The following is a 22,117-nucleotide window of genomic DNA, read 5'->3' as shown; positions in this document are numbered from 1 at the left end:
GAGGTCAGTAGCGGTAGTGGTCGAGCTTGTACGGACCCTCGACCGGCACCCCGATGTACGCGGCCTGCTCGTCCGTCAGAGTCGTCAGCTCCACCCCGAGGGCAGCGAGGTGCAGGCGCGCGACCTTCTCGTCCAGGGTCTTGGGCAGCGTGTACACGCCGATCGGGTAGGTCTCGCGCTTGGTGAACAGCTCGATCTGCGCCAGCACCTGGTTGGTGAACGACGCGCTCATGACGAACGACGGATGCCCGGTGGCATTGCCGAGGTTCATCAGGCGTCCCTCGCTGAGGACGAGCACGCTGCGTCCGGTGGGCAGCCGCCACTCGTGCACCTGAGGCTTGATCTCGACGCGCTCCGCGCCCGGGATCGCGGCGAGACCCGCCATGTCGATCTCGTCGTCGAAGTGGCCGACATTGGCGACGATGGCGAGGTGCTTGAGCGCGAGAAGGTGCTCGGCCGTCACGACACGTGTGTTGCCGGTGCCGGTCACCACGATGTCGACCTGGCCGGCGAGGTCGTCGAGCCGTGCGACCTGGAATCCGTCCATCGCCGCCTGCAGCGCGCAGATCGGGTCGACCTCGCCCACGATGACGCGGGCGCCCTGACCGCGCAGCGCCTCGGCGGCGCCCTTGCCCACATCGCCGTAGCCGGCGACGAACACGACCTTGCCGCCGATCAGCACGTCCGTGGCGCGGTTGAGGCCATCGGGCAGCGAGTGGCGGATGCCGTAGGTGTTGTCGAACTTGGACTTGGTGACCGAGTCGTTCACGTTGATCGCGGGGAAGAGCAGATCTCCGGATGCCGCCAGCTCGTACAGCCGGTGAACGCCCGTGGTGGTCTCCTCCGTCACGCCGAGCAGGCCCGCCGACATGCGCGTGAACCGCTGCGCGTCGCGGGCGAGCGAGGCCCGCAGCGTGTCGAGCACGATGCGGTACTCGGCGGAGTCGTCGGCCGCGGCATCCGGAACCGCCCCCGCCTTCTCGAACTCGACGCCCTTGTGCACGAGGAGGGTCGCATCGCCCCCGTCATCGAGGATCATGTTCGGGCCGTCGAAGCCCTCGGCCGTCCAGTCGAAGATGCGGTCGGCGAGACGCCAGTACTCCTCGAGGGTCTCGCCCTTCCACGCGAACACCGGCACGCCCGCGGGAGCGTCGACGGTGCCGTCCGGACCGACCACGACCGCGGCGGCCGCTTCGTCCTGCGTGGAGAAGATGTTGCAGCTCGCCCAGCGCACCTGCGCACCGAGGGCCACGAGCGTCTCGATCAGCACCGCGGTCTGCACGGTCATGTGCAGCGACCCGGCGATGCGGGCGCCCTTCAGCGGCTGCGAGGGACCGAACTCCTCGCGCAGCGCCATGAGCCCGGGCATCTCGTTCTCGGCCAGCCGCAGCTGGTGGCGACCCGCTTCGGCGAGCGAAAGGTCGGCGACCTCGTACTCGAAGGAGGGGACGGATGCCGCGCCGGGCGCGGTCGGACCGGTCATGGCAGCGGGGGTCTGGGTCGGCATCCGCCCATTCTCCCACGCGGACTCGGGTGCGCTCAGGCGCGCATCGTCTCGTGACGCACGACGACCCAGCCCTTGGGTACCGAGAGGCGGTCGGTATGGATGGCGCAGAGGTCGTGCGCGTGCGGGTCGCCCACGGCACCGAGCGGGCCGAGCGCGGCCATCTGGTCGCCGTAGTCGTAAGTGAGTGTCGACACGGCCTCACGGGCACAGCCGACCTTGGAACAGACTCTCTCGCGCATCGGGTCGACGCTACCGCGCGCCGGACCGCCCGGACGGATGCCGCGCCGCACGCCCACCCTCCCGCCCCCTCCCGCGGTCCTGCCGACCCTCGAGGCGTCGCGAACGGCCGCCGTCTCCCACCCCAGGCGGCCCTTTCGCGACGTCTCGGCACCCACCGGCCCCGCAGACCTAGGATGGGGGGCATGGCTTGGCGTCGCACCCGGATGAGCGAGCGGGCTGCCCGGCGCGCTCCGCGCCACGGCCGTCACGGCCGCGAGGGCCGCAGCCCCGTCGTGCGCCCGCCCCTCCCCCCGCTCGACACCCGGGTGGAGCGCTTCGACATCGCCGTCGGCGCCGCGGCAGAGTTCCTCCGCTCGGCATGGACCGACCTGCGCGAGGTGCGGTTCGAGGTGGCCGACATGCCGGCCGCGACCGATGCCGACGGCATCCCGCGGTGGACGATCCTTCGCGACGCGAAGCGCATTATCCTCTATCGGCTCCCCATCGAACGGCTGAGCCACCTGCACCGTAACGACGAGCTGCACCGTCGCATGATGATCGAAAGCGCCGTCTTCCGCGCGGCCGCCGAATACCTCGACCGTGACCCGTGGGACCTCGGTCCCGAGCGCTTCCGGTTCTTCTGACCCCTGGTCAGGGGTAGACGACGATCTCGGGCGTCGCGGCATCCGCGGGCCACACTGGGATCCCGGCCAGGGCACCGTCGCCCGTGAGCGACAGCGCAGCCCGTACCGGGGCATCCGGTTCCAGAAGGTAGACCGTGCGCGGCGACAGGCGCGCCGTCATCGTGCCCCGCTCGGGGACCGTCAGCTCGAGCTGGTACGCGCCGTCCTCGGACGTGACGGTCACCGTCGCCGCCTCGTCCGCCGGATTCACGATGGTCAGCGCCGGGGGCGGACCGCTGGGGGCGGCAAACAGGCTCGGCACCGCCACCTCGGGCGAGGGCGTGTACCACGCGAAGTCGTCGCCCTCTTCGAAACCGGTCGCCTGCCACACCGCTGAGACGACCGGAGCCTCGGAGTCGACCTCGACGGTGTATGCGCCGACAGTGAGCCCTGGCAGCGCGATCTCGGCCGGCTGCCCGGCGGTGAGTGCGACCTCTTCGGGCTCGGCGGCGGGCTCCGACCGGCCGATCGCGGTGACGGTCACCCGAACGGTGGTGTCTGCGGACGGCGCGAGCACGCGCAGCACCGTCGCGGCGTCGGAGGCTCCTTCTGCCCCGGGCGAACGGGTGACGTTGATGCCCGCGATCGTCTGGGTCTGCTCGGGCTGAGGCACGGCGCCGACCTGGTCCACACCACCCGGCGTCAGCGTCCGGGTGATGCTCGTCTGCAGCGACGCGTGCACCGGCGCACCCGTGGCCGTGACACGGATCACGGGACTGGCTTCGTCCAGCGCGATGCCGGCCAGCGGCACGACCCGCTGCGTGCCGGGGGGCACGATCAGGTCGGAGCCTCCCGGAGGGGACTGCTCCCCCGCCGCGCCGAACAGCGTCAGCTGCACGGTCGCCGCGACCGTCCCGGGGTTCGCGAGCAGCACGAGGTCGGAGGCTCCCGTCGTGCCCGAGCCTCCCACCAGCCACGACTCGAGAAGCGGGGGCCGACATGCCGATGCGGCGAAGCCCTGGAGATCGTCGGCAGAAACCGTCGACGCACCGGCGGCTGCGACATCCACCCGCTGGCGTTCGAGAGGCTGCGCCGTGAACGCGAGCGGTCCGAGACCACCCGAGACTCCCGCCGCGTCGAGGCGCTGCTCGTCGGGCTCCGGCGCATCTGCGGTCACACCGGATGTCACGGTCTGCGGCGCGGCGGCGGCAAGCGAGGCGGCATCCCGCGGATCGCGTCCGAGCGAGAGCAGCGCTCCGTCGCACGCGACGGTCGATGCGGCCGGCGCCGGCATGGCCGACACGCTCACCGGGTCTCGTGTCAGCGTCGGCCACGGCAGCGAGATCGCCGTCACGACGAGGATCACCGCGGCGACCGACACGATCGTGCCGATCAGCAGGCGGGCGCTCGTCGTCGCCCACCGGAACACTCGCCGATCGCTCATCGACCCTCCTGCCAGTGCGGCCCGACCACGCGGGGTGTGCGGCGCGCCTCGCGGCGCGAGGCCGCGGTCGGCACGGCCAGGAGCAGCGCGATGCCGAGGACGATCAACTGCCCGATCGCGATCAGCTGCGCGATGCCGACGACGGATGCGGCTTCCTGTGGTCGCGGCGCCACCTCGCCGATGACGCGCCACAGCTCGCCCTTGGCCGTGTCGCCGACGCTGTCAAGCGTGTCGCGCTGGTTCAGGGCGGTCGATGCCGAGAGGCGCATGGTGCGCGCGGCATCCGATTCCGTGGGCATCGCGGGCGCGAGGAGGATGAAGCTCACGCCCACCTCGGAGAGGCCCGCGACGACGTCATCGGCCGACGACGTGACGAGGTCGGCGGCCAGTTCGGCGACCACGTCATCCTGCTGCGTGGGATGGGTCCGCGTCGACAGCATCGTGGTCTGTCCGCCCAGCGTCTCGCTCGCGCCCCACACGACGGCGGCCGAGACACCACCCGTCGCCTGCGGGGTGAGCACGATGGTGCCCACGTCGGGATCGTCCCTCCCCTGGGCCGCGACGAAGGCGGGGAGGGTGCTCTCCGGGCCGTTCGCGATCGTCGCGGTGCGGCGGGTCATGGCGGTGAGCGAGGGCACCGCCAGCGTCGCGACGGCGGCGAGCACCACGACCGTCGCGATGCCGCGGACGAAGGCCACTCGCGGGGCGAGTCCCGCGTCGAGCGTGACGAGCGCACCGCCGACGGCGCCGAGCCAGGCCAGGCTGAGGCCGGCGCCGGGCCAGATCGCGACCGGAATCGACTGCAAGAACGCGACCGAGATTCCGACGGCGGCGAACGCGGTCCCCATGCCGAGGGCCGTCACCACCAGCAGCGCGGTGCCCACCGCCCAACGCTGCGTGAGCGGGGCGGCGAGCGCGAGCAGCGCGATGGGCGCCGTCAGGAGGGGCACCCACCACGTGGGCCCGTCGGGGATCAGCGTCGTCCAGCCGGCGAGATCGGGCGTCGGGATGCCGGCCGCCAGCAGTGCTCTCGCCGCGGAGTCGGTACCGACCTGTGGTCCCGCCCACGGCGCACCGGGGTCGGCGAGGAGACCCCACAGGCGTCCGTTCGCCGCGGCGTTCCAGACGAGGGGCAGCACGATCGCGATCGAGGGGATGGCCGTCCAGATCAGGCGCGCCACTCCCCTGCCCGCGCGCACCACGACGGCGACGAGGATCGACGCCAGCCAGATCACGGCGAGCGCGGGGGCGAGGGACGGCGCAGTGGCCACCACTGCGGCGAGCAGGATCGATGCCGCGCCGGCGCCCGACCACGACCGATGCGCGACCGAGCCGGCGAAGAACAGCCACGGAAGCAGCAGATGCAGGATGACCGCGGTCGGCCGCCCCTGAGAGAGCGCCACCACGAACGCGGGCGCCAGTGCCCAGGTCGCGCCGCCGAGCAGGCGCAGGACCGGCCGCTCGGTGACGCGCGTGGCGGCCATCCACCCGCCGAGAGCCGCGAGCGGGAGCGCCAGCACCCACAGGACCACAAGCGCGCGCGACGGCTCCCATGGGGCGAGCGAGCCGATCACGGCGAGCACGGACGCGAACGGGTCGGCCGGTCCGACCGTGTCCAGGCCCAGCGCGCGCTGACCGAACGCGGCTTCGTCCCAGAGCCCCGCCACCGTGTTCGCCAGCGGCTGGAGCGCACCGCCACCGAGCACCGGCCAGGCCAGCAGTGCCGGGAACGCCGCCACCGAGACCACGAGGGCGCCGAGAACGAGCCATGCCCCGCCGCCGGAGAAGAACCGCAGGTCGCCGCGGCGGTGCCCGCCGATGGCGACCTCGGGCTCGTCGTCCAGGCGCTCGCGCAGCTCGCCCTGCGAGATCCGCAGCGGCGCCAGCTGCGCCCACGGGATGCGCTTGGTCGCGGCGATGCGGCGCCGCGCACGGCCGATGGAGACGAGTCGCACGAACACGACGACGGCCGCCGCCCATTCAGGGCCGATGCGGCCGGGCTGCTTGCGTACCAGGTCGACGATCGTCCGCCACACGGCCAGAGGCAGCAGCGAGAGCCAGTGCAGCGGCAGCGCGGCCAATGGCGCGTACGCCAGGCGCCGGTGGAGCTGCGCGACTCGCTCTGCGTAGACGATCCGGCGCCGGCGCTGAGGCGTGTTCGGAGCGGGAAGACCGGCGGCGCCATCGCCCGCCACCGCCACGAGCGCCGCGGGCACGAGGGATACGCGGGCGCCCGCCAGCCGGGCGCGCACCCCGAGGTCGAGACCTTCGTCCGCTCCCGCCAGGCCGCGGTCGAGTCCGGCGAGCTCACGCCACGCGTCACCGCGGACCAGGATGCCGCGCACGTCGGTTCCGAGGACGTCCTCGCGAGCATCGTGCTGGCCCTGATCGAGCTCGCCGTCCGCGAGTCCGACGGTGCGTCCGTAGCGCGTCATCCCGACGCCGAGCGAGACGATCTCGGAACGGTCGTCCCACCGCACCAGCTTGGGGGCGACGAATGCGACCGAGGGTGAGAGCTCGAGCGCACCGGCCAGCCGCGCGAGGGCGTCGGGCTCGGGGGCGGCGTCCTGCGCGAGCAGCCACACCGCCTCGCCGGGGCTCAGTTCGGGTGAAGCCAGAGCGGTCGCCGCGGCGAATCCCGTCGAAGCCGAGGCGGTCACGACGAAGTCGGCGCCCGCGCCGGTGACGACGTCTCTGAGCCGCTCATCGCCGCCGCACAGCACGATCGTGAGCGCGTCCGGCCGACGCGTCTGCTCCCGGAGCGACGCGACGGTGCGCTTGAGGTGGAACGCGGCGGGTGCACGCCCGTCCGGACGGACGACGACGACGGCGTGCACGCGGCGAGAAGCGGATGCCGTGGCCACCATCGCCGGCGATGGTGACGCGTGGAACCCGGCGCTCGAATCCGGGGCACCCACCGCATTGCCGGACGACGCGGTGTCCGCGAGTGCGACAGAGGGCACGGAGGTGCCGGGCGCGGCGGGATCGGACGCTGCGGCGTCGGGCGTGGCTGCGGGCATGACGTCGTCAGCCTAGGTGCGCGTGCCCCGGGGTCCGAGGCGCACGCGCCGCGTCCGCCGGATCGGGCGGACGATCGGCGCGCGAGCGATCAACCGGCGCGGCGCTTCAGCTTGCGACGCTCGCGCTCGCTCAGCCCGCCCCAGATCCCGAAGCGCTCGTCGTTCTGAAGCGCGTACTCGAGACACTGGTCGCGAACGTCGCACGACGTGCAGATGCGCTTGGCATCCCGCGTGGAGCCGCCCTTCTCGGGGAAGAACGCCTCCGGATCGGTCTGGGCGCACAAGGCGTCTGTCTGCCATGCGAGAGGATTGTCATCCTCCGCGTCGGTGTTGCGACGAACTCCCGGAACCCCCAGTTGAACCGGATCGACGAACCAGTCGTCGGGAACGCCGGAACGGAATTGCGAAACCGTCATGTCGTTCTCACCCCCCGTGAATCCTGCTCCACGCTGGTGCGTGTACGCATAATTACACCCGTGTAGTTCGCGGAGGTCAAGTCGCAGATATTAAAGCCTCAACCGATTCTTGAACCTTCACGACGCGCCGACGGCGTGTCGTGCGCGATAACGGTCCGATGAGAAACCTCGCTCAGGCACCCGGAAGCGCGATGAAGAGCTCGCCCGCACCGGTCACACGCAGCTCTCCCTCGTCCGGTGTGGCGAGCACGGCACGCCCCGGAGCGAGGTCGGCCGACGAGCCGGACGCCCCGCCCGTCACGGTCAGGCTGCCGGCCGTGGCGAGCGCGATGGCCGGTCCGTTCAATGCCACCGAGGCCGGGGCATCCGTCCGCACCTCCACCCGCAACAGCGCGAAGTCGGAAACGGGCACGTCGTACCGGCCGACGCCCTGGCCGACCTCACGAGCGGTCAGCACCGGCGGAAGGCCCGGGTCGTCGTCGAGCACGCTCACCAGCTCGGCGGCGTCGACATGCTTCGGCGTCAGACCGCCCCGCAGCACGTTGTCGCTCGCCGCCATGAGTTCGACTCCGAGACCCTCGAGATAGGCGTGCAGGACGCCCGCCGGCACGAACAGGCCCTCGCCGCGCCGGAGCGTCACGAGGTTCATCAGCAGTGCCACGACGATGCCGGGGTCCCCGGGGAAGGATGCCTCCAGCGTGCGGGCCAGGTCCAGCTCGGCGGCGAACTCGTCCGAGTCCGCCGCGACGGCGGCCGCGATCACGTCACGGGCGGTCTCTGCGCCGTCCGACAGCAGCCATCCGATCACGGCCGCGAGCGAAGCATCCGGGCCTGACAGCCGCTCCGCGAGCGGCTGTGCCTGCGGGCCCAGTTCGGTGATGAGACGCCGCGTGGCCTCGAGGTCACGCAGCCCGGCGAGCGCGCGGAAAGTGTCGCTCAGCGCGACGATGAGTTCGGGCTTGTGGTTCGCGTCCCGGTAGGTGCGGTCGGCGGCGGCGCGCGGGATTCCGGCGGCCTCTTCGCGGTCGTATCCCGCCTCGGCCTGCGCCTTGGAGGGGTGGGCCTGGATCGACAGAGCGGATGCCGCGGCCAGCAGCTTCAGCAGGTACGGCAGCGGTTCCGCCACGCCCGCCTCGGCACCCTGATCGGCGATCCACCGGTCGAGTGTGCGACCGTCCGGTGTCTCGGCCGGGTCGCCGGGGTGATCTCCGAACCACACCTCCGCCTCGGCGTGCCCCGAGGGCTCGCGACCCTGAAGTTCTGCGATCAACGAAGGCGACCCCCAGGCGTAGTCGCGAGGGTCGTTGGCGAGGGGGATGAGCATCCGCCCAGCCTAATGACGCCGCCTGCGGGCCTGGGGTCGCTACACCCGGGTTCCGCAGGCCTCCCGGGGTAACCTGATGGCGATGGCCGTCCACTCGAAGCACCCGGCGTCGGCTCCGCCCACGCCCCCGGTCCGTGAGAAGACCGGCCATCTGCTGTTGCGCGGCTGGTGCATCTTCGTGCTGTTCCTGTCGCTCTCGGGCGTGGCCTGGGTGCACACGTTCGGCACTCCCGTCGCGGCGGCCATCACGATCGGCGCCGGCGTGCTCTCGGTCGTGCTGTGGATCATCCTGCGTCCGCCCGTGCAGTGGCGCCGCCTGCCATGGTTCGCCGTGGCATACGTCGCGTGGGCGACGCTGTCGATCCTGTGGTCCGAGTGGCCCGGCACCACCGCGATCACCCTGCTGCTGCTGTACCTCACCACTATCCAGGCGCTCTTCGTCGGGACCGTCCTCACGTGGCGCGAACTCGTCCGGGCCGTGGCATCCGCCCTCAAATGGGTCATGGCGCTCTCGCTGCTGTTCGAACTGGCCGTCTCGGTCTTCGTGCAGGCGCCGATACTGCCGGGCTTCGTCGTCGAGAAGGCCGACGACCCCATCGAGTACTGGTCGCGCAACAACCTCTTCGACTGGCCCGAACGCCTCCAGGGCATCATGGGCAACGCCAACCTGCTGGGCCCGGTCGCGCTGCTGGCGATCGTGGTCTTCGGGATCCGCATCGCGGCCGGCGCACCGCGGCGTGCGCTGCTCTACGCGTGGATCGTGCTCTCGGCTTTCCTGTTCGTGCGGGCGTCATCGGCGACGGCGTACCTCGCCGCCGCCGCAGTCGCCGTCGTGCTCGCCACGGTGCTGCTCATGCGCCGCGCTCGCCGGCCCGGCGAGCGCACCAAGTACTACATCGCGTATGCCGTCGTCGGCGTCGGCGGGCTGCTCGGCCTGTGGCTGCTGCGCGACACGATCTTCAGCGCCCTCGGGCGCAGCTCCGACCTCACCGGCCGCGAAGCGATCTGGGAGGCGGTCCTCGGCCGAACCGCCGAACGCCCCTGGGTCGGGTGGGGCTTCGCCACGCCCTGGGCCCCGTGGGACCCCGCCTTCGACCGCTGGGTGGTCGACCACGGCCAGACCGTGCTGCAGGCCCACAACATGTGGATCGACGTGTCGATGCAGCTGGGCATCATCGGCGTCGTGCTCATGGCCACGGTGTACTTCGCCTTCGTGTGGCGGTCGTGGTTCTTCGCCGTCGACCGGCCCCGCTGGGACCTCAAGGCCGACCGGCCGTACTCCTCGCTGACGTTGCTGCCCACGCTCGTCGGGGCGATCCTGCTCGTGCAGGGGCTCGCCGAATCCACTCCCCTCCTCTTGTGGGGCTGGCTGTTCGTCGTCATGCTCGGCGCCAAGATCAAGCAGTCGCCCCACGTCGGAGTGGGCCCCGCTGAGCAGAGCGCGGCGATCGAGCGCGGCGAGCGGTCCCCGGCCGTAGACGAGCCGTATCCGGTCATCGAACGCGCCGGGCGAGACGAATCGCCGTCGAAGCGAGCCACATGACGTCGCCGGCCCAGACCCCACCGCACGGCTGGCTGGTCACACTGCTGGCCTCGGCATCCTTCGCCCGTGCATATACGCTCGCCGTCCTCGGCGCCGTCTTCGCGTCGTACGTCATCGAGCAGGTCGCCGGCCGCGTCACCTACATCACGATCGTCGCGGGTCTCGCCGTGCTGGGTATGGGCGTGCTGACTGCGCGCTGGCAGGAGATCTCGCTGCTGCGCCTCGTACCCACCACCGTGGTGGTCTTCATCGGGTGGGCGCTCGCGAGCGTCTTCTGGAGCGAAGACACGTCGACGTCATGGTGGAGCTGGGTCTCGACGGCGGCGCTCGCCTTCCTCGCCGTCGTGATCGGGCACATCCGCGACACCCTGCAGACCGTCCGCGCGCTCGGCGACGTTCTGCGCGTGTTGCTGGCGATCTCGCTCGGCGTGGAGGTGCTGTCGGGCATCCTGCTCGACCTGCCCATCACCTTCCTCGGCGTGCAGGGCAATCTCGCCCAGCTGGGCCCGATCCAGGGCATCTTCGGCACTCGCAACATGCTGGGCTTCGTCGCGGTGCTGGCCCTCATCACGTTCTTGATCGAATACCGCACGCAGTCGATCCGCCCCGGGCTCTCGGTCGCGTCGGTCGTGCTCGCCGGTGGTCTCGCCGCGTTCAGCGACTCCCCCACCGTGCTCGTCCTGGCCGTCGGGGTGGGCCTCGCCGTCGCCGCCCTGGCCTGGGTTCGCCATACCCGCCCGGAACGCCGGGCCGGCCTGCAGCTGGCGCTGGGCGGGGTCGTCGTGGTCGGAGTCTTCGTCGGCTATGCGGCGCGGCATCCGATCATCGCCCTCCTCGGCGCCGGCAGCGACTTCTCGATGCGCGTCGACCTGTGGAACCTGATGGTCGACCAGGTGCGATTCCGCCCGCTGAACGGCTGGGGCTGGTACGGCCCGTGGGCGCCCCGGGAGTATCCCTTCATCTACCTGAACTTCGAGCTCGACGCGACGCACGCGACCGGGCTGAACGCCTACTTCGACGTGCTGATGCAGCTCGGCTGGGTCGGCCTGGTGCTCTTCGTGGGCCTGGCGGGTCTGGCCCTCGTGCGCTCGTGGCTGGCCGCGAGCGAGCGGCGCTCGGTCGTCTACGCATGGACGCCACTCATGCTCGTCGCGCTGCTCGTCGACTCGATGTTCGAGAGCTTCACGCTCACGGGCCTCGGCTGGATGATGCTCGTCCTGTGCGCCGTCCGCGCGGGACAGTCGCGGTCGTGGCGCGAGCGCATCGGAGGCGGAACGGATGCCGGCGGCACCGGCCTGCCGCACGTCCCCGGTTTCGGGCGGCCCGGGGCGGCAGCCGACAGGCCACCCGGCGCTCAGGGACCGGACGGACCGGCAAGGTAGGCTTCTCTCCGGCCCGACGCCTCGGCGCCCGTTGCCCCGCTCCCGGAGATCACCCCCGTGACACACGTTCCGTCCGACGCCGAGTTCGACCCGGCGACCGCCACCATCGCGATCGTCACGTACAACCGCTCGGGCCTCCTCACGCGCCTGCTCGGAAGCATCGCAGCGATGGATCCGAAGCCGGGTCACGTCGTCATCATCGACAACGCGTCGACCGACGACACCACCGACGTCGTCGAGTCCTACCGCGAGCGCCTCGGCGACACCGAGATCGTCTACCGCCGCATGGAGACGAACACGGGCGGCTCCGGCGGTTTCAGCGAGGGCATGCGCGTCGCATATGAGCTCGGCTCCGAGTGGATCTGGCTCATGGACGACGACGTCGAGGTCATCGACGACGGCCTGGCCAAGATGGGCAAGTGGGCCCCGCGGTTCAAGAGCATCCAGGGCCGCCGCTACGACTACGACGGCAGCGAGTTCTACTGGCAGTACCGGATCGCCGAGAAGATGGGTATTCCGATCCCGTTCGCCCCGGCATCCTTCGACTCCTCCGGCTACAAGCCGATGAACTCCGGATGCTTCGAGGGCATGTTCATCCACCGCGACATCGTGAAGCAGATCGGCCTGCCTGACCCGCGCTTCTTCATCTACTGGGACGACCAGACCTACGGCTGGCTCGCCTCACGCAAGACCCAGTCGGTGATCGTGGACGAGTTCGTGCTGCGTCGCACGCGCGAGATCAAGCAGTGGGACATGGGCATCCGCCACATGAACGCGTCGAGCAACGCCTACCGCTACTACATCATGCGCAACCGCGCGATCATCAAGCGCTACTACCAGTCCCTCGGGGTGTATCGGCGCGTGCCGTTCGCGCTCGGCACGGCCCTTACGTTCGGCAAAGAGCTGATCCGCCTCGTCTTCGTCGAGAGGACCGTTCGCGGAACGTCGAACCTGTTCCGGGGCCTGCGAGACGGACGGAAGATCGCGAAGGATGCCTCGTGGCAGCCGATGCCCCCGCTCGAGTCGCAGCGCGCCGACTCCGGCCGCTGAGCGCGCCGGCAACCATGACGACACAGGAAGGGCCGCCAGTGGCAACCTCAGTACCTCGCACCGGTTTGCCGCTGCACCTCCGACGGGCCGGACTCGTCGCGCTCGCTACGCTCGCTCTGATGCTCGCCGCATGCACAGCTGCGCCGCCGCCGCAGTACGACGCCCAGCCGGACTTTGCGAAGATCCTCGAGCCGGCGGCCTTCGTTCCCACGGCGACCTCCACGCCGGTCACGTTCACCGCGAGCTACGCACACACCGGTGCCGAATACGACCCCGGCCAGATCTTGAACGCCTCTCAGGGCGGCTACGCTCCGATGACGAACCCGCGCTGGTTCGTGGATCGACTCCCTCAGCTCTCCGAGATGGGCATCCGGGAGGTCCGTATCGATCACGTCCTCAACGACACGTTCTACCGTGTGGTCGACACCGCACCCGACGGCTCTGTCAGCTACGACTTCACTCGTCTGGATGCTGTGGTGCTCGACATCATCGACCAGGGCATGCAACCGCTTCTCGCGCTGTCGTATACGCCTTCGGCCTTCGGCAAGACGCACGAGGTCCCGCAGCTCACCGAATGGGCTGCCGCGGTGACCGCAGTGGTCTCGCACTACGCGAGCCTCGGCTACAGCGGATGGACCTGGGAGGTGTGGAACGAGCCGGACCACGACGGGTGGACTGCCCAGCAGTACAACTCCCTGTACGCGGCGAGCGCACCCGCCGTCAAGGCCGCCGATCCCACGGCGCGCGTCGGCGGTGCGACCGCGGCCTACTTCACCTCTGAGGGCGACATCTCCGGGCAGTTCATCGAATTCGCGGCCACCCATCCCGAGATCCCCGTCGACTTCTTCTCGGTCCACAGCTACTCCAGCGACAACTGGGACGTCGTCGAAGCCGCCGAGTCGGCTCTCACCGATGCCGGCCTCGACATCCCCGTGCTCATCACGGAGTGGGCACTGAATCCCACCATGAACTCCGGGCCGGGCCTCGGATCCGACAGCAACTCCAGTCCGACCGGCGCGGCGTACGTGGCGCGGCGACTCGCCTTGGCGGCCGAGTCCTCCGCCGAGCGCATGTTCTACTTCTCGCCGGTCGAGGGCCTGACCTACTCGCTCCCTTACAACGGGGATCTGGGACTCATCACCGTAGACGGCCACCGCAAGTCGGTCGGCAACGTCTTCGAGATGTACTCGCGCCTCGGCGCCACGACGATCCCGCTGACCGCGTCGGGCGCGGGGACGGATACCCGCGCCATCGGCGGCTTCGCCACGAAGAACAGCACGTCGCTCGGCACGACGGTCTTGCTGTGGAACGCCACCGACTCAGATGCGACAGCGACGCTGTCTCTAGAAGATCTCCCCTACGCGAACAAGAACGTGCGCGTGACGCAACGGGTGATCAGCGGGACGCAGGGCAACGGATACTCCGACTCATCCACCATCGTCATGCCGAGCTACCCGAGCCCGAACGAGAACGCGCCGGTGACCGCTGATGCGGTGATCGCGCCGACGAGCGAGTACTCCAGCGACATCACCGTTCCGGCTGCCGGTGTGGTCGAACTGCGGCTGGAAGAGACCGATCTCGACACCGGCACTCCGGCTGTGAGTGTCGAGCCCGCCGCGATCACACTTGCATCCGCGGCATCCGGGGCGGTCGCCACCGGCTCGAGTTCCATCGAAGACCCGGCGAAGGGCTGGGCGGTCGCAGCGGCGAACGACGGGCGTCGATATTCCGTGGATGTCGCCGAAAGCGTGGTCCGCGGTTGGAGTTCCGAGATGCACCCCACGGCCGAGGCGACGGAATCGCTCACGGTTGATCTCGGAACACTCAGTCCCATCGACAGCGTGTCGCTCTGGCCCTACACGACGCGCTCGCAGGAGAGCTCGGGGTATCCGATCGAGGCGGAGATCAGCGGGTCAGTCGACGGCACCGAATGGAAGCCCCTGGCGACACTGGCGGGTGACCCCTCCCAACCCCGCGTCTCGGGCGAGCAGACTTTCTCGTTCGAGCCGATCGAGGTGCGCTTCGTGAAGGTGACGGCTACTACGCTGGGCGCGGCGACGCGTGAGAAGGCCTCGTACGCGTTCCAGCTCGCGGAGATGGAGGTCTACCGCACCGGCGTTCTCAACGGCGGGTTCGAGACCGGAGATCTGACGGGATGGACCTCGAAGAGCGGTGTCGCCGTCACGGCGGACGGCGATCGCCGTGGTCAGAGCGCCGCCCGCTTGGAGGGCGGCGCATCCGTCGCCACCGAGATTCGGGGTCTGCGACCGGCGACGACCTACACGGTCGGCGCCTATGTGAGAGCGGTCTCCGCGGATCTCCCGGCGACGCTCACCGCGGCGCTTCCGGTGTCCGGCAGCACCGCGACAGCGACGTCGACCTCGAACTGGCAGCACTGCTGGGTGACCTTCACGACGGACGCTCAGGAGACCAGCGTCACGATCACCCTCGCGAGCGCGAAAGGCGGCGGCGCTTGGGTGGACGACGTCAGCGTCTCGCAGGTGGTCACGGAGTGAGGTAGCGACCCAGAGCCCGAGCGCCGAGTGCTGGGCCTCAGCCGCGGGGTACAGACGAGCAGTCCAGCGCGGACGTCGTCACCTTGGTCGGCGTGACCAGCGGCGTGATCTGCGCTTCGAACTCCCGACCTTTGTCACCGTCGAGCGTGAAGTAGTAGACGAGCGACAGACGACCTCCCGGCAGGACTTCTACGACGGTCTTGCCTACCGGGTAATCGGTGTCATGCATGTCTTCGAGCGCGATGGGCGCGTCATCGACCGTGGCCCCGACGATCCGCGACCCGGGTGGCGCGTAAAGCCGAACGGTCATGCGATTGACCCCGACCCCCGCGCCCACACGCTCCCACTCGCCCGTGATGTGGAACGGGAGCCCAGGGGCCACGGCGTCGTCAAGGGTGTTGGTCAGATCGATGGCGACGCGGTAATACGTGCGCCCGTCGTCGAAGCACTGCCCGTGACTCAAAGTGGCAGACTGCCGGAGGTAGAAGCTCAGCTTCGAGCCGATGCTGTCCTGCAGGTAGAGACCGGCGCGCACGGTGGAGTCGTCCGTGATCGGCATCTCGCCGTTGAGGCCGAGTTCAGCGATCTGCGCCTCCTCCTCGGGGTGCGCGCTCCAAAAGAGGATGCGGCGTTCGTCCCAGCCCTGGGCGAGTGCCGCCATGAGCTTCTTCGCGTCCAGGTCACCGCCGGTAAGTTCGCCGAAGACCGCAGCCACGACCCTCGCGTAGAGGGCGTCGTGCCTCGCGTTGGCAGCCTTTGGCGAGTAGTCGGCGTAGCGCAGATAGACACCGTTCAGCAACAGCGGCACGAGGCTGTTCTCATCGAGAACATCGCCCTTGCCGATCTTGATGGGACCGGTGGCTCTGAGAACATAGCCCAGCGCGATCGGGTCGATCGACAGGACGCCGTCCAGATCTTGCCCGAATTGTCGCTTCCACGTCTCGGTCACCATCTCGCCGGCCGTTGTGAAGCTCGGTCGGGCGGATGCCTCAGCGATGAACGTGCCGAATTCACCTGAGGGGTACACCTTCTCGGCGCCGTCCGGGATGGGAATCACCGATTCGGGGTACTTCGAGAACGACCCAGTGGATGCAGCAACAGTCGCTTCGAGATTGAGCTTTCCGTTGTCGACCTCGATGAGCGTGAAGCTGAGTGCGGCGCCGCCCAGCGCGCGGGGCTCAGCGGGGTTCTGGAACATCAGTGCGTAGTAGCGCGGGCCATCGGCGCCCATCGCCGTGGGCAGCAGAGGAACCATCATGTTCAACGCGGAGAGCACCGGCGAGATCTCGGCCAGCATCCCGACGACCTTCGCCCGGGCGTCGCGAACCGGTCCGAGCGTGTTGCCGTCGGGAATGGCTTCCGCGCGCGTCAGAACCTGCTGCATACTCGCGTTGGCCAGTGACACGGGTTCGGCGGCCGCAACGAATGGAGCCAGATCGATGGCGCCGTCCTTGGGTTGGAGTGAGCCGGGGTCCATCACTGACACCGCCGAGAGAAGCGGGCGCACTACTCCATCGATCGTCTGGTCGGTCACTGCAGCGAGCTCGCGCACGGCTGTCAGATTCGGCCCGAGAAGCGGGAGGTACTCGGCGGCACGCCACACCGGATCGTCCGTGAGACTTGCCGCGCGACTGGTGTGCGCGGCGATCGCGTCGAGCGTAGACGCAGCCCCATCGACATCGAACGCGAGCACCTGCTTCTTCAGGTCGCCGACCTGGTTCTGGGCGCCCTCCAGGTCGTTCTTCGCCATGAGACCACGGACACCGATCCAGCCCACCGCGGCGACGAGCAGGACGAGCGCAGCGCGCCCGACCCACATCCAGCGACGGCGCGAAGAGCTCCGACGTGTGCGGGCGTCGTCCGACCGTTCACGGCGGGTCGGCAAAGACGGCGAGGGGACAGACACTGCAAGATTCAACCACGACGCTCATGGGAGAGCGCTGATGGGCGGCTTGTCCTCTCTGAATCCGTCTCGCTCGAACCTGGATGGGCTGGGGAGGGCTGCCTCGAGTGCCCGACCTATTCGGTCTCGAAGGTCGGCATCCTGGGCTTCGCCGTTGTCGTTGAGACACATGAAGTGCCCTCGCGGACGCGCCAGCTCACATTCGATCGCGTCGATGGTGTCGGCGCGGATCTCGAAGAAGCGTCCATAGCGATCGGGCGAGACCGGAGTGAACCGTCCGGTGCACAGTTGCCAGTATCGGTAGACGAAGGGGATGACGCAGTCGAGCGACCGGAACGGGGCTTCGGTGGTGCGCTCCATTTCGCGAGGCGCAGCCGTGCGGACCTCCGCGAACGTGCGGCGCTCGAGCGCCATCGGCAGGTGAGGTTCGAAGAAGCCGGTGAACGAACGCCAGGGCAGCAGGGCGATGTTGCGCAGAAGATAGCGCCCGTATCGTAGCGAGAACCACTGCCCAGGACGGCGGCGCATCACGGAGCGCTTGTCGAACGCTCGGTCGATGATCGCCACCGCGTTCAGGACCCAGTGCGACCAGGCGCCCGACCCTGTACCGGCGTTGTGGATGGCGAACCCGGCGGGGCGACCGCCCGGGAAGACGTCCCCACGCCGTGTCGGCTTCACAACCAGCATGTCGTCGTTGAAGTAGACGAAATGCTCGGCAAGGCCGGGGATGCGATCGAGGTTCGCCTCGATCGCCATGGAGTTGAAGCTCGGTGGGTGGCCGGCGGGCAGGATGGAATCCTGTTCGACGACGACGACGCCGGCTTCCGGATCCAGCCACTCCGGCGTCTGACCGGGAGTCACGAGATGGATGCGGCGAACCCAGGGGCAATGACGATCGATGCCGCGCAGCAGATAGCGCAGCATGTCCCACTCATTCGTGTCATTCGTCGCCCCGACGTGGTCCGAAGGCTCCTGGCCGAGCGCTGCGGCGCGGCGACGCTGCCACTCCTTGTCGGCCACATCCACCCATAGCACGACGACGTCGACGTCCATCTCCGGATCAGTGCGCACGTCTGCGTCCTCGCAATCGTCTTCGCAGAGTCCCGCCCACATCGGCGGGGGTCGAAAACCACGCCACGCCGAGCTGATGACCGATCCTCTCGAGCCGCGGTGTGTCGTGCGAGATGCGTGCGGCGTGGATGCGCCGCTTCAGCAGCCTGACCGCGCTCCTGTCCATGCGAACCCTGTGCACGGCGAGGAAGTGCTCCAGGCCCTGGGCACGACGCTCGCTCGGCGACGTCAGGTGACCATCGCCGCGCCCCTCGTGGAACACGAGGCGGTCGGGCGCGGCAACCACCGACACGCCCTGGTTACGGAGACGTACGAAGAAGTCGACATCGTTCATGACCCACATGCCGGTGTCGAATCCCGAGACGCTGTCGAAGGCTTCGCGTGTGATGAGGATGTTGGAGCCGCTCACCCCTGGCCGAAAACTCGCAAAGGCTCGCTGAGACGGCTGCGCCCATTCCTCGCGTTCCCCATCCACGACCATCCAGCTGGGCGTGAGCACGAGGTCCGCGCTGCAGAGAGCACGGGTAGCAATCGCCTGCTCGAGATATCGCTCATCCCACCAGTCATCGTCGTCGAGGAACGCGACGAGCCCGTGGGCGGCGAGGGCGACCCCCGCATTGCGCGACGCAGACGCGCCGGAGGTCGGTGCGGGTTCCACCGGCACGTACAACAGCGCTCCCTGATACATCTGCATGAGCGTCCGCACGACGTTTTCTGTCGCCGCGTCTCGCGCATCATCGACGACGATGACCTCGGCGGGACGCGCGGTCTGCGAGAACGCAGAAGTGATCGCTCGTCCAACCAGATCGGGCCGTCGGTGGGTCGGTATCACGACTGAGACTTCGACTTTCACATCCCCTCGCTCTCGCCGCAGCATCCCGAGAATTGTCGATGCCGGCACTCTCACGGCGCTGCGATTGCCCTCAGGCATCCGACACCCCACCGGAGGGAGCCGCATCGGTCACCACCTCGTCGTACAGCGCGACCAGATGCTCGGTGCGGGATTCGATATCGAAGTCCGCACGCACGCGCGCCTCTGCGGCGCGCCCCATTTTCGCACGCGCCCCGGCGTCCGTAAGCAGGGTCTCGATCGATGCGGCGAGACCCTCGACGTCCCCTTCTTCGGCGAGGAGACCGGTCACCCCGTCGACGATCGCCTCTGGAACGCCGCCATGCCTGTACGCGATAGCAGGGATGCCCGCGAGCGCGGCTTCCAGGTAGACCATGCCGAAGCCCTCCGCATCACCGTCAGATGCCGTGCGTGATGGGGCAACGAAGACCTTGGACTCCCGCAGTGCTTCCGCGACGGCATCCGGCGGCAGGTGCCCGAGGAACTCCACCGCGAGTCCTCGAGATGACGCCACCTCCTCGAGGGTCTGCCGCAACGGGCCGTCACCCACGATCGCGAGCGTCGGCCGCAGACCCCGCTCAGCCAGCAGGGACAGCGCTGCCAGAAGGTCGGAGACACCCTTCTTCTCGACGAGCCGCCCGACGAATGCGAGGTCTCGAGTCGCGTTGGAAGGCGCCGGCCTTGGGCGAAGCGGAATCCCGATCGGCACTACGCGGATCCGCTCGGGGTCCACACCGAAGGCGGCGGTCGTCTGGGCTGCGATGAAGTCCGAGACCGCGACGACGCGACTGGCGGAATGTAGCGCACGGCGCATCCGATGCGCGGCGCGGGCGCCCCGCAGCCCGCGCCGCATCTCGTGGTTGGTGACGTCGAAGCCGTGCACGGTCACGATGAGCGGCATGCTCAGGCGGCGCGCGGTGCCTGCAACGGCGGTGGCGCTGGTGGCGAAATGGGCGTGGATGAGAGATACGCCGCTCGTACGGATGAGTCGGTCCAGCCGCGCCGATCGCCCCGTCATGAGAAAGAGGCGGCGCCGCAGGCGCTCGGTAGGAACACTCCCGAACAGGATCTCATCCGTCTCGGCTGAGATCGCCGACGTCCATCGGCGCGCACCGGCCAGAATGGCCCGCCATTCCCGGGTGGCGTCGACCTGGTTCCGGATGAACGTCTCGGACCCGTGGAGCACATCGTTGCGCCAAACGAGCACGACGCGTGAGGCCGATGCTTCGCGCACCATCAGCTCTTCTCTGCCGCCCGGCGCCGGCGCCATACGATCCCCGCGGGGTAGCCCACCATCTTCGCCACGTCACCCACGACGACCACGAGCGGTGCGGTGAGGAGAGCACCCGCCGCAGCGGGCGCGCGGAACATCGTCCGTCGTCCCCATACTCTCCGCAGGGCGGTGCGGACGTACACGACGAAGCCGATGGCGCCCGTGAGGAACAGCCAGGGTGAGATCCACCATGCGGACACGGCGAACGCGTATGCCAGGTATCTGAGGTTGTGACGTCGCGGAAAGAGGGCGGCTTTGCCGTCTCCTCGTGCATAGCGGTAGTACTGCTTCGCGAACTCCCAGAGATTCGGCCTGCCGACCCACGCGACGATCGCGTCGGGTGCGAATGTGAACTGGCGTCCGGTCTTGCGTATCGCCAGATCGAACACGAGGTCCTCACAGTAGTCGAGCCATTCCGGGTAGCCCTTGACCTCTCGCCACACGTCCCGGGGGAAAGCGACCGACCGACTCGATGGCTGGAAGCTCCTCGGATCGATCTCGTCACGCGTCGGAGTGATCACGGCAGCGATCGTGCGAGACCAGAAGGTGTCTCCTGCGGGTTCGAAGAACCCGGCGATCACCGCATCAGGATCGGACTCCCAGGGGGCGGTCAGAGCGGCGAACCAATCGCTTCGCTGCACAGTGCCGGCATCGGTGACCACCATCTGCGCGTTGGTCGCGAGCGCGATGGCGAGGTTGCGACCGGCGGAGATACCGGCGTCCATGGCAACGTGCACGATCACGCGACAACCGCACGACGGAGTCCACGCACGCAGGTGCGGTACGGTCTGATCGCTCGATCCGCCGTCCACCACGACGATCTCAGCCGGATGGATGGTCTGCGCCTCCAGGCTCGCGAGGAATGCCGGGAGGGATCGCTCTTCGTTCAGCACAGTGGCGATCAGCGATGTGTTCTCTCTGATCTCGTGTACGGTCACCACGTATGTCCTCGCCGTGACACTTCGCCGTACACTCCCGCAGTGGCCAGCGGATGGGCCCGCCGACTGGCGCGCACCCCGATCAGGAACTCCGGGTATCGCGTATAGAACTTCGCCATCGATGCGATTTCACGTCGCCACGGAGCCCAGCGCAGCGACGTGGTCTCACGCGCCCATCCGTGCTTCCACCTTGCCGTGGGCACCAGCAGCACCGGGATATCCGCCTTCCACGCGCGAAGGCCGATGTCCTTGTCCTCGTAGTAGAGGAAGAAGCGGTCGTCCCAGCCGCCCAGTCGCTCGAAGACCGCACGATCGCCGAGTATCGCTGCCCCCATCACCCAGCAGACCGCTCGCGGCTTCCCGTCGTCGGAGCGCAGGAGGTAGGACGGGTCGCCACCGCGCAGTCGATGACGCACCTTGGCGATAAGCAGCGGGAAGCCGCGACCATTCGGCTGCTCTGTGCCGTCAGCGTTGAGAAGCTGCGGTGCGACAAGGGCGCCAAGCTCGCGCGCGACAGACTCCAAGCCGGACAACTCGTCGAACTCCACCACCACATCAGGATTGACGAACCCGATGAAGCGCCCCGTCGCGTGTTCCAGCCCCAGGTTGTTGGCTGCGGAGAAGCCGAGGTTGCCTCCCGCATCGATGACCGTCGCACCGAGCTCGCGAGCCGCCGAGAGGCTGTCGTCGGTAGATGCATTGTCGACGACGATCCACTCCACACCTTCTGGGAGCGGCGAGGAGCCCCAGCAGCGGCGCAGGGTTTCGGCACTGTTGTGGCTCACCGTGATCAGAGACACCGTCACGTCGACCGTTGTGTGGTCGGTTGAGGTCACGTCAGGCTCCACTGAGCGTCACTCCCCTTTCGCGCCGAGCACACCGCTCCCATGGTAGTCGCGCCCTCCGAGTAGCCTGACAGCGACCGCGGCCAACGCAGCGCGGCCCACCCGGTCGTTCGGCCAGCATTGCAGGCATCCTGAACGGCGCGGATCGGGGCATCGCGTTTCAGCGCCGACGGAGGCACAGCCCTCGTGGGTG

17 protein-coding genes are annotated in these 22,117 nt (G+C 69.0%); 5 read left to right on the top strand and 12 right to left on the bottom strand.

Annotation, left to right across the window (positions count from 1 at the left end; all coding sequences use genetic code 11):
- Window positions 1–4 precede the first annotated feature (4 nt).
- Both ahcY and ACLKM7_RS14105 read right to left on the bottom strand, forming a co-directional pair.
- On the bottom strand, window positions 5–1,483 hold the full coding sequence (gene ahcY, locus ACLKM7_RS14110; protein ID WP_436448046.1) for an adenosylhomocysteinase: 1,479 nt from the start codon (window positions 1,481–1,483) through the stop codon (window positions 5–7).
- A 56-nt stretch (window positions 1,484–1,539) separates the two neighbouring features.
- Window positions 1,540–1,746 carry a DUF3499 family protein gene (locus ACLKM7_RS14105; RefSeq protein WP_168912382.1) on the bottom strand — a complete coding sequence of 69 codons (207 nt, stop codon included), beginning with the start codon at window positions 1,744–1,746 and terminating at the stop codon, window positions 1,540–1,542.
- Window positions 1,747–1,929: 183 nt separating this feature from the next.
- Here ACLKM7_RS14105 and ACLKM7_RS14100 point away from each other — a divergent pair, with 183 nt between their 5' ends.
- A complete protein-coding gene (locus ACLKM7_RS14100; protein ID WP_436447793.1) occupies window positions 1,930–2,370 on the top strand; it encodes a metallopeptidase family protein in 441 nt (146 codons plus the stop codon).
- Window positions 2,371–2,377: 7 nt separating this feature from the next.
- Here the strand turns inward: ACLKM7_RS14100 and ACLKM7_RS14095 are convergent, their stop codons facing one another.
- The 4 genes from ACLKM7_RS14095 to manA form a co-directional block, all read right to left on the bottom strand.
- Complete coding sequence (locus ACLKM7_RS14095; RefSeq protein WP_436447792.1) at window positions 2,378–3,793, bottom strand: DUF5719 family protein; 1,416 nt, start codon at window positions 3,791–3,793, stop codon at window positions 2,378–2,380.
- Window positions 3,790–6,813, bottom strand: a complete 3,024-nt coding sequence (locus ACLKM7_RS14090; protein ID WP_436447791.1) for a glycosyltransferase — start codon at window positions 6,811–6,813, stop codon at window positions 3,790–3,792. Before ACLKM7_RS14090 ends, ACLKM7_RS14095 begins: the two co-directional genes overlap by 4 nt.
- Window positions 6,814–6,902: 89 nt before the next feature.
- A complete protein-coding gene (locus tag ACLKM7_RS14085; RefSeq protein WP_168912385.1) occupies window positions 6,903–7,229 on the bottom strand; it encodes a WhiB family transcriptional regulator in 327 nt (108 codons plus the stop codon).
- Window positions 7,230–7,401: 172 nt separating this feature from the next.
- On the bottom strand, window positions 7,402–8,553 hold the full coding sequence (manA, locus tag ACLKM7_RS14080; RefSeq protein WP_436447790.1) for a mannose-6-phosphate isomerase, class I: 1,152 nt from the start codon (window positions 8,551–8,553) through the stop codon (window positions 7,402–7,404).
- An 82-nt stretch (window positions 8,554–8,635) separates the two neighbouring features.
- On the opposite strand from manA, the gene ACLKM7_RS14075 reads away from it, so the two are divergent.
- From ACLKM7_RS14075 to ACLKM7_RS14060, 4 genes are all read left to right on the top strand, one after another.
- Window positions 8,636–10,096 (top strand): O-antigen ligase family protein, encoded by a 1,461-nt coding sequence (locus ACLKM7_RS14075; RefSeq protein WP_436447789.1) that lies wholly within the window; start codon window positions 8,636–8,638, stop codon window positions 10,094–10,096.
- A complete protein-coding gene (locus ACLKM7_RS14070) occupies window positions 10,093–11,478 on the top strand; it encodes an O-antigen ligase family protein (RefSeq protein ID WP_436447788.1) in 1,386 nt (461 codons plus the stop codon). The genes ACLKM7_RS14075 and ACLKM7_RS14070 overlap by 4 nt, the downstream gene beginning before the upstream one ends.
- Window positions 11,479–11,535: 57 nt before the next feature.
- A complete protein-coding gene (locus tag ACLKM7_RS14065; protein ID WP_436447787.1) occupies window positions 11,536–12,528 on the top strand; it encodes a glycosyltransferase in 993 nt (330 codons plus the stop codon).
- A 119-nt stretch (window positions 12,529–12,647) separates the two neighbouring features.
- A complete protein-coding gene (locus ACLKM7_RS14060) occupies window positions 12,648–15,044 on the top strand; it encodes a GH39 family glycosyl hydrolase (RefSeq protein WP_436447786.1) in 2,397 nt (798 codons plus the stop codon).
- Window positions 15,045–15,081: 37 nt separating this feature from the next.
- Here ACLKM7_RS14060 and ACLKM7_RS14055 read toward each other — a convergent pair whose 3' ends face one another.
- The 6 genes from ACLKM7_RS14055 to ACLKM7_RS14030 all read right to left on the bottom strand — a co-directional run bounded on the left by ACLKM7_RS14055 (window position 15,082) and on the right by ACLKM7_RS14030 (window position 21,915).
- On the bottom strand, window positions 15,082–16,863 hold the full coding sequence (locus ACLKM7_RS14055; RefSeq protein ID WP_436447785.1) for a DUF4012 domain-containing protein: 1,782 nt from the start codon (window positions 16,861–16,863) through the stop codon (window positions 15,082–15,084).
- 108 nt (window positions 16,864–16,971) lie between these two features.
- The gene (locus ACLKM7_RS14050) at window positions 16,972–18,018 is read right to left on the bottom strand and encodes a Stealth CR1 domain-containing protein (RefSeq protein WP_436447784.1); all 1,047 of its coding nucleotides are present in this window, start codon (window positions 18,016–18,018) and stop codon (window positions 16,972–16,974) included.
- A complete protein-coding gene (locus ACLKM7_RS14045; protein WP_436447783.1) occupies window positions 18,008–18,895 on the bottom strand; it encodes a glycosyltransferase family 2 protein in 888 nt (295 codons plus the stop codon). Before ACLKM7_RS14045 ends, ACLKM7_RS14050 begins: the two co-directional genes overlap by 11 nt.
- A gap of 46 nt (window positions 18,896–18,941) precedes the next feature.
- Entirely contained in the window at window positions 18,942–20,105 is a 1,164-nt protein-coding gene (locus ACLKM7_RS14040; protein WP_436447782.1) for a glycosyltransferase, read from the bottom strand.
- On the bottom strand, window positions 20,105–21,079 hold the full coding sequence (locus tag ACLKM7_RS14035; RefSeq protein ID WP_436447781.1) for a glycosyltransferase: 975 nt from the start codon (window positions 21,077–21,079) through the stop codon (window positions 20,105–20,107). Before ACLKM7_RS14035 ends, ACLKM7_RS14040 begins: the two co-directional genes overlap by 1 nt.
- The gene (locus ACLKM7_RS14030) at window positions 21,076–21,915 is read right to left on the bottom strand and encodes a glycosyltransferase family 2 protein (RefSeq protein WP_436447780.1); all 840 of its coding nucleotides are present in this window, start codon (window positions 21,913–21,915) and stop codon (window positions 21,076–21,078) included. The genes ACLKM7_RS14035 and ACLKM7_RS14030 overlap by 4 nt, the downstream gene beginning before the upstream one ends.
- Between the last annotated feature and the right edge of the window lie 202 nt (window positions 21,916–22,117).

This window comes from Microbacterium sp. I2 (assembly GCF_051364985.1).
Taxonomy (GTDB): domain Bacteria; phylum Actinomycetota; class Actinomycetes; order Actinomycetales; family Microbacteriaceae; genus Microbacterium.
Note: the sequence above shows the minus strand (reverse complement) of the source record. Positions and strands in the feature narration are given on the sequence as shown.